Source organism: Microbacterium sp. ARD32, from assembly GCF_031844385.1.
Classification (GTDB): Bacteria; Actinomycetota; Actinomycetes; order Actinomycetales; family Microbacteriaceae; genus Microbacterium.
In genome coordinates this window covers 1,039,759-1,051,457 of sequence record NZ_JAUZVD010000001.1, presented here as the reverse complement: position 1 = coordinate 1,051,457, position 11,699 = coordinate 1,039,759, and the positions used below count along the sequence as shown (strand labels likewise).

The window sequence follows — 11,699 nt, the reverse complement described above, 5'->3', positions numbered from 1 at the left end:
CGGACCGCGTCGGCGTCAGTCCGAGTCGACGAAGCGCACTCCGCCAGGACCGCTGCCGGCTTCGCGCAGGGCGGTGCGCGCGGCGTTCATCGCGACCGAGCCGCCGTAGCCACGCCGGGCGAGCTGTCCGAGCAGACGTCGCAGCGCGGTGTCCGGCTCCAGGCGGCTCATGCCGGATGCCTTGCCGCGGGCGTACTCGAGTGCGCGCTCGGCGTCGTCGTCGGGAAGCTCCGCGAGCGCGTCCGCGATGATCTCCCGCGGGATGCCGCGCTGCGACAGCACCCGGGAGAGGGCGACCCGCCCCTGGCCCCTGCGTTCCACGCCGGAGGTCACCAGCAGCCGCGCCAGCGTGTCGTCATCCAGGTAGCCGCGGTGCTGGAACTCATCGATGATCTGCTCGGCGGCATCCCGATCGACGTCGTTGTCGCGCAGCACCGATCGCGCTTCCGCCACGGAGAGCTGCTTGCCGCGCAGCCTTCGCACCAGCACCTCCTCGGCATGCCGGACGACCTCCTCAGCATCCGCTTGCTCCCCGTCAGACGGGTTCGCCGCCTCCTCGGCGGGAACCGGGAAGGTGCGTCGCGGCCCGTCCGCCAGTGCGGGGCGCCACAGCTCCTCCTCGCCCGTGCGCGGTGGCCCGTCCGCCGCACGGTCGTGCTGCGGATGCGGCTGCGACCCATCGCGGCGGGCACCGAAGAGCGGGATCACGGGGGCGAGGTGCTCCTCGCCCCCGTGATCAGACATGGCTCACCCCGGTTGTCGAGCGACGTCGAAACGCGGTTGTCGAGCGACGTCGAAGCATCAGGCCGGACGACGCTCGGCGAGCTCGTCAGCAGGAGCCTCGGGAGCCGCCTGCACGCCGATGCCCAGCTTCTGCTTGATCTGAGTCTCGATCGCGACGGCGATATCGTCGTTCTTGATCAGGAAGTTGCGCGCGTTCTCCTTGCCCTGCCCGAGCTGGTCGCCGTCGTAGGTGTACCACGAGCCGGACTTCTTGACGATGCCGTGCTCGACGCCGAAGTCGATCAGGCTGCCCTCGCGCGAGATCCCCACCCCGTACAGGATGTCGAACTCCGCCTGCTTGAAGGGCGGCGCCATCTTGTTCTTGACGACCTTGACGCGGGTGCGGTTTCCCACTGCGTCGGTACCGTCCTTGAGGGTCTCGATGCGACGGATGTCCAGGCGCACCGAGGCGTAGAACTTCAGCGCCTTGCCGCCGGCGGTGGTCTCCGGCGAGCCGAAGAAGACGCCGATCTTCTCACGCAGCTGGTTGATGAAGATGGCGGTGGTCTTGGTCTGGTTCAGGCCACCGGTCAGCTTTCGCAGCGCCTGCGACATCAGCCGGGCCTGCAGGCCGACGTGCGAATCGCCCATCTCGCCCTTGATCTCGGCCTCGGGCACGAGGGCCGCGACGGAGTCGATGACGACGAGATCGATCGCACCGGATCGGATCAGCATGTCGGCGATCTCGAGCGCCTGCTCACCGGTGTCGGGCTGCGACACCAGCAGCTGGTCGATGTCGACGCCGAGCTTGCGGGCGTACTCGGGGTCGAGCGCGTGCTCCGCATCGATGAAGGCGGCGATGCCGCCCGCCCGCTGTGCGTTCGCGATGGCGTGCAGCGTGAGAGTGGTCTTACCGGAGGACTCGGGTCCGTAGATCTCGATGATGCGCCCGCGCGGCAGTCCTCCGATGCCGAGGGCGGAATCCAGGGCGATCGATCCGGTGGAGATGACCTCGACGGGGGCGCGCTCGTCGCTGCCCAGTCGCATGATCGATCCCTTGCCGAACTGACGCTCGATGTGCGCGAGTGCGGAATCCAGGGCCTTCTCGCGGTCGTCGGTGGATGGCATGACGTGCTCCTCAGTGTCTCGAATGCTGCCGCCTGTAGGCTGTCGCGGCCTCTCCGGCTGGATCGACTCTGCGACAAGGCGTGTGGGCTGGTGCCACGTCCATCACGCTAGAGGCGGCCACCGACATTCGGTCGGGAAGGCCACGTTCTGTGGATGGATTTCGCATCAGGACCACTTGTGCAGAACACTACGCGCATCTCGAACACATCTTCGATGACACGCCGTACCGCGCACGCGCAGATTCGATCGGCGACGCCGAGAGCCGGCAATGCGGCCGTCGCGTCGTCAGCGACGGCGCGGCTCCAGCTGACCCACCCCGTAGCGACGCTGAGCGGGCACTTCGGTCTCGTCGCACAGCGCCAGCCAGATCTCGCGCGGCGGCACGCCGGCATCCAGCGCCTCCAGCGCGGTGCGTCCGAGCGCACCGAGCACCAGGTCGTGCGTCAGCGCCGTGGCCCGTCCGCCGAACTCGTCGTCGACGGCGCGAAGGAGCTCGCTGCGTCTCATCGGTGCAGCGCTCCGGTCAGCGCAGCGACAGCTCGGGCTCGACCGAGGCGACCAGGTCGTCCGGTACGACATCCGGGAAGCCGCCCAGACCCTCGAGCACCGAGATCCGGTCGCCCACCTCGCGCATGATGGTCGAGATGGGGATGTCCAGTGCGTCGGCCACGGAGGCGAGGATCTCGCTGGAGGCCTCCTTCTGGCCGCGCTCCACCTCACTCAGGTAGCCGAGTGCGACGGATGCCTTGCTCGCCACCTGTCGGAGGGTGCGCCCCTTCTGCAGGCGGAAGTCCCGCAGCACATCGCCGATCTCCTGTCTGACAAGGATCATCGGAACCTCCTCTCCGCTGCTCCCCCCGGGGCCTCGCCCGAGCGGACCGCCAGTCTAACCCGATCGGACGGGGTCGAATCTACTGTTTCTCGCTGTGGTTCTGTTGTGAGGGATCTCGCTGTCGATGACGCGTCTCGGATGCTGAGCACGTGAAGGACAACCGGGCGGTCGCCGGCGCTATTCCCGCACGGCTTCGATCGCGAGTCCGATCGCGGCATCCCTCGCCTGCGTCCGGATCTCGCCGCGGGATCCGGTGAAGACGTACGAGCCGACGCGCACGCCGCCGGGCGTCGCCACCGCGACATGAACGGTGCCCACGGGCTGCCCGTCCGGCGAGTCGGGTCCCGCGATGCCCGTGGTGGCGATCCCGACATCCGCCGCACGGCCATCCGCGGCGACTGCGCTGCGCACGCCGACCGCCATCTGGCTCGCCACCTCCGGGTGCACGGCTCCGTGCGCGGCCAGGAGGGCGCCGTCCACGCCGAGCAGGGTGTGCTTGAGAGGCGTCGCGTAGGCGACGACGGCGCCGCGGAGCACGACGGACGCGCCGGGCACCGACACGATCTCGGATGTCACCGCTCCCCCGGTCAGCGATTCGGCGACTCCCAGTGTCCAGCCGCGGCGCCGCAGCACGGCGACCAGCCGCTCGGCGGCGGTCACGGCGCGCTCGCCCGCCCGCGCACCTGCGCGACGACGTAGTCGATGCCGCTGGCCACCGTCAGCACGAGCGCGGCGACCATCAGCACGATCGTGGTGACCGTCCACACCGGCATTCCGACGAGCACGTGCAGCGGCAGCAGCGCCCAGCCGAGCGCGACGGCCTGCACGACCGTCTTGACCTTGCCCATCCACGCGGCGGCCACGACCTGCTCGTGCACGATGGTGAACCGGTGCACGGTGATTCCCCACTCGCGGATCAGGATGACGATCACGATCCACCACGGCACCTCGCCCAGGATCGCGAGTCCCAGGAAGCCGGCGCCGGTGAGCAGCTTGTCGGCGATCGGATCCCAGAGTTTGCCGAAGTCGCTGACGATGTCATACCTGCGGGCGAGATAGCCGTCCACCCAATCCGTGCAGATGGCCAGCACGAACAGCGCTCCTGCCACCCAGCGCAGCGCGAGGGAGTCGGCACCGGCCGCGCCGCCGATCAGCAGCAGCACGAAGAAGACGACCGCGAGCGGGATGCGCGCGACGGTGATGGCGTTGGGCAGCTGCCTGGGGATCCCCATCAGTCGCGGCCCGTCAGTCCCCAGGCATCCTCATCGCCGTCGTCCTCGCTCTCGACGACGGGGAGGTCGCGGAACTGCGCCTCTACCGGATCCGGTCCGTATCCGTCAGCAGGGTCCGGAGCGAACGCCGCTCCCGCGGACTCCGCGGGAGCGGATGACGCCGGCGCGTCATCCCCGCGCAGGCGCGCCAGCACGGCGGGCAGCTGCTCGTTGGTGACGAGCACATCCCGTGCCTTGGACCCCTCGGAGGGCCCGACGATCTCACGCGACTCGAGCAGATCCATCAGGCGACCGGCCTTGGCGAAGCCGACGCGCAGCTTGCGCTGCAGCATCGAGGTCGAGCCGAACTGCGAGGACACGATCAGCTCCGCCGCAGCCAGCAGCAGCTCGAGGTCGTCGCCGATGTCCTCGTCGACCTCCTTCTTCTTCGCCGCCGCCTCCTGCACGTCCGGGCGGTACTCGGGACGAGCCTGCTGCGTGACGTGCTTGACGACCGTCGCGATCTCGGCCTCATCGACCCAGGCGCCCTGCAGACGGAAGGGCTTGGAGGAGCCCATCGGCGAGAACAGCGCGTCGCCCTGGCCGATCAGCTTGTCCGCGCCTGGCGCATCGAGGATGACGCGGCTGTCCGTGACGCTGGTCACCGCGAAGGCGAGACGCGACGGCACATTGGCCTTGATCAGGCCGGTGACGACGTCGACGCTGGGTCGCTGGGTCGCCAGCACCAGATGGATGCCCGAGGCGCGCGCGAGCTGGGTGATGCGCACGATGGAATCCTCCACGTCGCGCGGAGCGACCATCATCAGGTCGGCGAGCTCGTCGACCACGACCAGCAGGTACGGGTACGGCTTGAGCACCCGCTCGCTGCCGGCGGGCACCTCCACCTCGCCCGCGCGCACGGCGCGGTTGAAGTCGTCGATGTGCCGGAAGCCGAACGACGCCAGGTCGTCGTACCGCATGTCCATCTCCTTCACGACCCACTGCAGCGCCTCGGCCGCCTTCTTCGGGTTCGTGATGATGGGCGTGATCAGGTGCGGCACGCCCGCATAGCTGGTGAGCTCCACGCGCTTGGGGTCGATCAGCACCATCCGCACGTCGGCCGGGCGCGCGCGCATGAGCAGGCTCGTGATCATGGAGTTCACGAAGCTGGACTTGCCCGAGCCGGTGGAACCGGCCACCAGCAGGTGCGGCATCTTGGCGAGATTCGCGACGACGATCTTGCCGCCGACGTCCTTGCCGACGCCGATGGTCAGCGGATGCGTGCTCTTCTGCGCCGCCGGTGAGCGCAGCACGTCTCCGAGCGCCACTGTCTCCTTGTCGACGTTCGGGATCTCGATGCCGATGGCGCTCTTGCCGGGGATCGGCGACAGGATGCGCACGTCGTTCGACGCCACGGCGTAGGCGAAGTTGTTGCTCAGCTGGGTGATCTTCTCGACCTTGACGCCGAGCCCCACCTCGATCTCGTACTGGGTCACCGTCGGACCGCGCGAGAACCCCGTCACCTTGGCGTCGACCTTGAACTGCTCCAGCACGCTGGTGATCTGCGCGATGGTCTGGTCGGTGGCATCCGAGCGCGTCACCGGCGGGGGCCCCGCCTTCAGGATGCTCGGCGAGGGCAGCACATAAGGGGCAGCCGGCGGCTGCGGCCCGCTCCCCCCGGGACCCGCGGTGCCGAAGCCGTCCAGGCCGGGGAGCTCCCCGGTGGAGCCCTCGTCGTCGAGCAGGGCTGTGGCGTTCTGCTCGCCGAGCGTGCCGGTCAGCGCGCTGATGTCGGAGATCACCTCGGTGGCGGCGTCGGGAGAGGCCGGGTCGACCACGACGGCCTGCTCGTAGGCGCCGTCGCCGGCGGGCTCGTCGAACAGGGCGGTGATCGCCTGGGAATCCACGCCGTCGTCGGGGTCCTCCTCGCGACCGGACTTGTTGCGGCGCCACCAGGGCAGCTCGTCCTTGCCATCGTCCTCGTCGCGGGGCGCCTCATCGACCGCCGACGCGCGCAGCGGGCGTTCGGCCCCGAACATCCAGGCGTACAGGTCTCCCAGACGCTCGCCGATGCGGTTCGGCGGCGTCTTGGTCAGGATCAGGATGCTGAGCGCTGCGAGAGCGCCCAGCACGACGTACGCCGGCACATCGGTCAGGTAGCTGAGCGGCTGACCGAGCAGCCAACCGAGCACCCCGCCGGAGGCGCTCAGCTGCAGCGGACCGTCGCTCGGGTTGGGGCGGCTGCCCGCGAGATGGCAGAAGCCGGCCATCGTGATGATGAAGATGCCGAATCCGATGCCGATGCGTCCGTTGTCGTGCACGGAGGACGGGTGCCGGAAGAGCCATCCCGCCAGCAGCAGGAGCAGGAGCGGCATCACGAAAGCGACGCGGCCCACCAGGAGTCCGACCGAGAACGCGCTCAGGTTGACGGCGATCTGGTTGCCGATGAAGAACCATTCGTTGATCGCACCGATGACTGCCAGCAGCACCAGCAGGAAGGGGAATCCGTCGCGCCGATCGTCCTTCTCCAGCGACTCGGGTCCGAAGGCGCGGAACAGGCCGCCGACGCCGTGCGCCAGCCCGAGCCACATCCGGACGCCGAGTGCGGGCCGATCGGCCTCGCCCACGTACTTCTTCGGCGCCGGCGCGGCCTTCGCCCCGCCGCGCGCTGGCGTCTGCCGCTTGGACCGCGACGCGGGGGTCGCGGACGCGCGCTCAGACTTCGTGCTGCTCCTAGGCATGCTTCAACGGTACGGCCCGGCGGCGACATCCGGCCGCAGTGACGCGGCTTTCCGCGGGATCAGGACGCTTCGTGGGCCCGGTTCCGACCCCGCCCGCGCGACGTCGGAACCCGGGGTCAGGCCTCGATCACGAGCGGAACGATCATCGGCCGCCGGCGCAGCTTCTGGTTGACCCAGCGACCGATCGTGCGGCGGACGATCTGGGAGAGCGCGTGGTTGTCGCGCACGCCGTTGCCGGCAGCCTCCTGCAGTGCGGCGACGATCTTGGGGGCCACATCGTCGAAGACCCTGTCGTCCTCCGCGACGCCGCGGGCGTGGATCTCCGGCCCGGAGATGATCCGCCCCGTCGCCGAGTCGACCACGACGATGATCGACACGAAGCCCTCCTCGCCGAGGATGCGGCGGTCCTTCAGATCGGCATCCGTGATGCCACCGACGGTCGAGCCGTCCACGTACACGAAGCCGATGTCCAGCTGGCCGGCGACGGTCGCCTTGCCGTCCTTCAGATCGACCACCGTGCCGTTGGAACCGATGATCGTGCTCTCTTCGGCGACGCCCGTGTCCTGCGCGAGCCGCGCGTTCGCCATCAGGTGCCGGTACTCCCCGTGCACGGGCAGCACGTTCCTCGGCTTGAGGATGTTGTAGCAGTACAGCAGCTCGCCGGCCGCGGCGTGTCCGGACACGTGCACCTTGGCGTTGGCCTTGTGCACGACGTTCGCCCCCAGCTTGGTGAGCCCGTCGATCACCCGGTACACGGCGTTCTCATTGCCGGGGATCAGGCTCGACGCCAGGATGACGGTGTCCCCCTCGCCGGGCTCGATCGCGTGATCGAGGTTCGCCATCCGGCTCAGCACCGCCATGGGCTCGCCCTGCGAGCCGGTGGACATGTACACGATCCGGTCGTCCGGCAGGTCGCGGGCCTTCTTGTAGTCGATCAGCACGTTCTCCGGGACGTGCAGATAGCCCAGCTGCTCGGCGATGGTCATGTTGCGGACCATGCTGCGCCCCAGGAAGGCGACGCGCCGGCCGTGCGCGTGCGCCGCGTCGATGACCTGCTGCACGCGGTGGACGTGGCTGGAGAAGCTGGCCACGATCACCCGGCGCGGAGCCTTGCCGATCACCTGATCCAGCACGGGGCCGATCGAGCGCTCCGTGGGCGTGAATCCCGGCACGTCGGCATTGGTCGAGTCGACGAGGAAGAGGTCCACGCCCTCCTCGCCCAGTCGCGCGAACGCGCGCAGGTCGGTGATGCGGCCGTCCAGCGGCAGCTGGTCCATCTTGAAGTCGCCGGTGGCCAGGGCCAGCCCCGCGGGGGTGCGGATCGCGACGGCCAGCGCGTCGGGGATGGAGTGGTTGACCGCGATGAACTCGAGGTCGAACGGGCCGACGCTCTCCCGCTGCCCCTCCGTCACCGTGAGCGTGTACGGCTTGATGCGATGCTCCTTGAGCTTCGCCTCGACGAGCGCGAGGGTCAGGCCGGAGCCGATCAGCGGGATGTCCTGCTTCAGACGGAGCAGGTACGGCACAGCGCCGATGTGGTCCTCGTGGCCGTGGGTGAGCACCACGCCGACGATGTCGTCGAGGCGATCCCTGATGGGCTCGAAGTCCGGCAGGATCAGGTCGACGCCGGGCTGGTGCTCCTCGGGGAAGAGCACGCCGCAGTCGACGACGAGGATCTTGCCGCCGAACTCGAACGTCGTCATGTTGCGGCCGACCTCGCCGAGCCCGCCGAGCGGCGTCACGCGGAGCGTACTCGCCTCGAGGGGTTCGGGGGCGGAGATGGGGATGGACATGAGCGTCTCCTCTGTCGGACACGGGGTGTCCGTTCGTGTCCGGGCGCTCCACGCGCCCGGGATGTCAGCGCGTCGTGCCGTGCACCTTGGGCAGGGCACCGCCGGCGGCGGCGTTGCGGTCGGGCCGGAAATCCGAGAAATCGGCGCCGGGCACATCGTGGACCAGCGCCAGCTCGTCCTCGATGATCGCGGCCTCCCACTCTTCCGGCCCCACCAGCGGCAGGCGCACTCGGGGGCTGCCGATGCGACCGAGCCCGTGCAGGATGTACTTGGCCGAGACCGTGCCCGGCACGTGGGTCATGACCGCGCGCACCAGCGGCTCGAGGCGCCGGTGCTCGGCGGTCGCGGTCTTCAGGTCGCCGCGGTTGACGGCGTCGATGATGGCCCGGTACGGGGCCGAGGTGATGTTTGCGGTGACCCCGACCAGACCCGTCGCGCCGATCGAGAGGTGCGGCAGCACGTTGGTGTCATCGCCGGAGAAGTACATCAGATCGGTCTGGTTGAGCACGCGGCTCACCTCGGAGAAATCGCCCTTGGCGTCCTTCACCGCGAGGATGTTGGGATGCTTGGCCAGCCGCAGGATCGTCTCGTACCTGATCGGGACTCCGGTGCGGCCGGGGATGTCGTAGAGGATGACCGGCAGGTCGGTGGCGTCGGCGACCAGGCGGAAGTGCGTGAGGATCCCGGCCTGGGTGGGCTTGTTGTAGTAGGGCGTGACGATCATGATGCCGTCGGCACCGGCCTTCTCGCTCGCCTTGTAGAGCTCGATGGCGTGCGCGGTCTCGTTCGAGCCCCCGCCGGTGATGATCTTCGCCCGACCGGCGGAGACGTCCTTGCCGACCTCGACCAGCCGCAGCTTCTCGTCGTCGGTCAGGGTCGAGGTCTCGCCCGTGGTTCCGGTGACGACGATGCCGTCGGCACCGTCGGCGATGACGCGGTCCATGTGCTTCTCGACAGCGGGCCAATCCACTTCGCCGTCGGCGGTCATGGGGGTGACCAGCGCGACGAGAACCTGCCCGAAGGGATTGTCGGTGTGCGTCATGCACTCAGGGTATCGCGTCGAGTCCTCGGTGACGCGCTCCGATGCAGGGTCACACCCGGCCGCGACGCGCCAGCCGCGCGGTGAGCGCGCTCGGCAGCACGCGCGTCAGGGCGACGACCGCCTTGTAGCGCAGCGAGGGGATCGACACGGCCCTGCCGCGCGCGGCATCCCGGAGTCCCTCCCGCACGACCACCGCCGCGTCGAGCCATCCCACCGCCGGAACGCCCTCCTGGCCGGGCGCGAGCCCCATCCGCTCGTGGAAGCTCGTGTGCGTGAAGCCGGGGCACACGGCGGTGACGCTGATGCCGTCGCGGGAGTACTCGGCGTTCGCCCAGCGGCTGAAGCCGATCAGCCACGACTTGCACGCGGAGTAGGTCGAGCGGGAGATGAACCCGGCGACGGACGCCACGTTGACGATCCGGCCGCCGCGACCGCGCATCGAGCGGATGGCCGCGTGCATCAACCGCATCGCGGCCTCCACATGCACGCGCAGGTGACGGACCTCGTCGTCGATGTCGTTGTCCGCGAAGCGCAGCGGCAGGCCGAAGCCGGCGCTGTTGACGAGCAGGTCGATCGGATGCCCGGGCTCGGCGATGCGCTCCGCGACGCGGCGCACGTCCGCCTCGACGGAGAGGTCGGCGGTGAGCACCTCGACGGCCACACCCCGCTCGGCTCGCAGCGTCGCGGCGAGCTGCTCCAGGGCATCCGATCCCCGCGCGACGAGCACGAGATCCGCGCCCTTCGCGGCGAGCTGGCGCGCGAACTCGGCGCCCAGACCCGCGCTGGCTCCGGTGATCAGTGCGGTGGGCATCAGCGCTCGTATCCCAGGAACCGATAGCGGATGCCGGTGCGCGATCGCTGCCACTCCCCCTCGTCCACCAGGCGCCAGCCCTCGCGCGAGGGGGCGAACGCATCGCCGTCGACGGTCAGGTCGAGCTCGGTGATCTCGAGGCGATCGGCCTGGCCGATCACCTGGCGGAAGATCTCCGCACCGCCGATGATCCACATGCGCTCGAGTCCGCGCACCGCCTCGTCGAGGTCGCCGGCCCGTCGGACGCCGTCGGCGGCCCAGTCCTGCTGCCGCGTCACGACGATGTTCTCCCGCCCCGGCAGCGGACGGAACCGCTCGGGCAACGACTCCCACGTGCGCCGCCCCATGATCACGGGATCGCCGAGCGTGACCTGCTTGAAGTGCGCGAGGTCCTCGGGCACGTGCCACGGCATCCCGCCGGCCGCGCCGATCACGCCCCCTGCGGCCTCAGCCCAGATGAGGCCCGCCCAGCTCATACGGCGACCGCCGCGCGGATCGCGGGATGGTGCCGGTAGTCCTCCACGACGAAGTCGTCGTAGCGGTAGTCGAGGATCGACTCCGGCGTCCGGGCGAAGCGCAGCCGCGGGTACGGGTACGGCTCGCGGGTCAGCTGCTCGCGCACCTGCTCCAGATGGTTGTCGTAGATGTGGCAGTCGCCCCCGGTCCACACGAAGTCGCCCGGCTCCAGTCCGGTCTGCTGCGCGACCATCAGCGTCAGCAGCGCATAGGAGGCGATGTTGAAAGGCACGCCCAGGAACAGGTCGGCGCTGCGCTGGTAGAGCTGGCAGGACAGGCGCCCGTCGGCCACGTAGAACTGGAACAGCGCGTGGCACGGCGCGAGAGCCATGTCGGGGATGTCGGCCGGGTTCCACGCCGACACGATCAGCCGACGGGAGTCCGGGGTCGCCCTGATCTGCTCGAGCACCTGCGAGAGCTGATCGATGCTGCCGCCGCCGGGTGCGGGCCAGGAGCGCCACTGCACGCCGTACACCGGGCCGAGGTCGCCGTCGGCATCCGCCCACTCGTCCCAGATCGTCACGCCGTGCTCCTGCAGCCAGCGCACGTTCGAGTCGCCGCGCAGGAACCACAGCAGCTCGTAGGCGATCGACTTGAAGTGCACCCGCTTGGTGGTGATCAGGGGGAATCCGGCCGAGAGATCGAAGCGCAGCTGGCGGCCGAAGACGCTGGTGGTCCCGGTGCCCGTGCGATCGTCCTTGTGAGTGCCGTGCTCGAGCACGTCGCGGAGCAGGTCTTCGTACGGCGTGGGAACGGCTGCGCTCATGCGAGCAACGATACCGGTGCGGCGACCGCAGAGGGTGGAGCGTCACGCTCCGTCACATCCGCGCCGCTGCCGGGCCGGCGGACCTATCGTGGGCGCATGCCCCTGTCCTTCGCCCTGATCGCGCTCGTCGCGCTGA

At 69.5% G+C, this 11,699-nt stretch carries 12 protein-coding genes; all 12 read right to left on the bottom strand.

Features of this window, described 5'->3' with window-relative positions:
* Nucleotides 1-15 precede the first annotated feature (15 nt).
* On the bottom strand, nt 16-744 hold the full coding sequence (locus Q9R19_RS04875; RefSeq protein ID WP_311255209.1) for a regulatory protein RecX: 729 nt from the start codon (nt 742-744) through the stop codon (nt 16-18).
* Between the two features lie 57 nt (nt 745-801).
* Nucleotides 802-1,851 (bottom strand): recombinase RecA, encoded by a 1,050-nt coding sequence (recA, locus tag Q9R19_RS04870; protein WP_311255208.1) that lies wholly within the window; start codon nt 1,849-1,851, stop codon nt 802-804.
* A gap of 285 nt (nt 1,852-2,136) precedes the next feature.
* On the bottom strand, nt 2,137-2,358 hold the full coding sequence (locus Q9R19_RS04865; protein ID WP_311255207.1) for a DUF3046 domain-containing protein: 222 nt from the start codon (nt 2,356-2,358) through the stop codon (nt 2,137-2,139).
* Nucleotides 2,359-2,374: 16 nt separating this feature from the next.
* Entirely contained in the window at nt 2,375-2,683 is a 309-nt protein-coding gene (locus Q9R19_RS04860) for a helix-turn-helix transcriptional regulator (protein ID WP_311255206.1), read from the bottom strand.
* A 177-nt stretch (nt 2,684-2,860) separates the two neighbouring features.
* Nucleotides 2,861-3,343: a CinA family protein gene (locus Q9R19_RS04855; RefSeq protein WP_311255205.1), complete on the bottom strand. Its 483-nt coding sequence runs from the start codon at nt 3,341-3,343 to the stop codon at nt 2,861-2,863.
* Nucleotides 3,340-3,915, bottom strand: a complete 576-nt coding sequence (gene pgsA, locus Q9R19_RS04850) for a CDP-diacylglycerol--glycerol-3-phosphate 3-phosphatidyltransferase (RefSeq protein ID WP_311255204.1) — start codon at nt 3,913-3,915, stop codon at nt 3,340-3,342. Before pgsA ends, Q9R19_RS04855 begins: the two co-directional genes overlap by 4 nt.
* Nucleotides 3,915-6,635 carry a DNA translocase FtsK gene (locus tag Q9R19_RS04845; RefSeq protein ID WP_311255203.1) on the bottom strand — a complete coding sequence of 907 codons (2,721 nt, stop codon included), beginning with the start codon at nt 6,633-6,635 and terminating at the stop codon, nt 3,915-3,917. The genes pgsA and Q9R19_RS04845 overlap by 1 nt, the downstream gene beginning before the upstream one ends.
* A 116-nt stretch (nt 6,636-6,751) precedes the next feature.
* Nucleotides 6,752-8,428 carry a ribonuclease J gene (locus tag Q9R19_RS04840; RefSeq protein WP_311255202.1) on the bottom strand — a complete coding sequence of 559 codons (1,677 nt, stop codon included), beginning with the start codon at nt 8,426-8,428 and terminating at the stop codon, nt 6,752-6,754.
* Between the two features lie 64 nt (nt 8,429-8,492).
* Nucleotides 8,493-9,470 (bottom strand): 4-hydroxy-tetrahydrodipicolinate synthase, encoded by a 978-nt coding sequence (gene dapA / locus Q9R19_RS04835; RefSeq protein WP_311255201.1) that lies wholly within the window; start codon nt 9,468-9,470, stop codon nt 8,493-8,495.
* Nucleotides 9,471-9,519: 49 nt separating this feature from the next.
* Complete coding sequence (locus Q9R19_RS04830) at nt 9,520-10,281, bottom strand: SDR family NAD(P)-dependent oxidoreductase (RefSeq protein WP_311255200.1); 762 nt, start codon at nt 10,279-10,281, stop codon at nt 9,520-9,522.
* The gene (locus Q9R19_RS04825) at nt 10,281-10,757 is read right to left on the bottom strand and encodes a dihydrofolate reductase (RefSeq protein WP_311255199.1); all 477 of its coding nucleotides are present in this window, start codon (nt 10,755-10,757) and stop codon (nt 10,281-10,283) included. The genes Q9R19_RS04830 and Q9R19_RS04825 overlap by 1 nt, the downstream gene beginning before the upstream one ends.
* Nucleotides 10,754-11,563, bottom strand: a complete 810-nt coding sequence (locus Q9R19_RS04820) for a thymidylate synthase (protein ID WP_311255198.1) — start codon at nt 11,561-11,563, stop codon at nt 10,754-10,756. Before Q9R19_RS04820 ends, Q9R19_RS04825 begins: the two co-directional genes overlap by 4 nt.
* Nucleotides 11,564-11,699 lie beyond the last annotated feature (136 nt).

Excerpts from the sequence above, each read along its gene's own strand:
- dapA (WP_311255201.1), bottom strand. The coding sequence starts at position 9,470 with ATGACGCACACCGACAATCCCTTCGGGCAGGTTCTCGTCGCGCTGGTC.
- Q9R19_RS04860 (WP_311255206.1), bottom strand. The coding sequence starts at position 2,683 with ATGATCCTTGTCAGACAGGAGATCGGCGATGTGCTGCGGGACTTCCGC.
- Q9R19_RS04820 (WP_311255198.1), bottom strand. The coding sequence starts at position 11,563 with ATGAGCGCAGCCGTTCCCACGCCGTACGAAGACCTGCTCCGCGACGTG.
- pgsA (WP_311255204.1), bottom strand. The coding sequence starts at position 3,915 with ATGGGGATCCCCAGGCAGCTGCCCAACGCCATCACCGTCGCGCGCATC.
- Q9R19_RS04840 (WP_311255202.1), bottom strand. The coding sequence starts at position 8,428 with ATGTCCATCCCCATCTCCGCCCCCGAACCCCTCGAGGCGAGTACGCTC.
- Q9R19_RS04865 (WP_311255207.1), bottom strand. The coding sequence starts at position 2,358 with ATGAGACGCAGCGAGCTCCTTCGCGCCGTCGACGACGAGTTCGGCGGA.
- Q9R19_RS04845 (WP_311255203.1), bottom strand. The coding sequence starts at position 6,635 with ATGCCTAGGAGCAGCACGAAGTCTGAGCGCGCGTCCGCGACCCCCGCG.
- recA (WP_311255208.1), bottom strand. The coding sequence starts at position 1,851 with ATGCCATCCACCGACGACCGCGAGAAGGCCCTGGATTCCGCACTCGCG.
- Q9R19_RS04825 (WP_311255199.1), bottom strand. The coding sequence starts at position 10,757 with ATGAGCTGGGCGGGCCTCATCTGGGCTGAGGCCGCAGGGGGCGTGATC.
- Q9R19_RS04875 (WP_311255209.1), bottom strand. The coding sequence starts at position 744 with ATGTCTGATCACGGGGGCGAGGAGCACCTCGCCCCCGTGATCCCGCTC.
- Q9R19_RS04830 (WP_311255200.1), bottom strand. The coding sequence starts at position 10,281 with ATGCCCACCGCACTGATCACCGGAGCCAGCGCGGGTCTGGGCGCCGAG.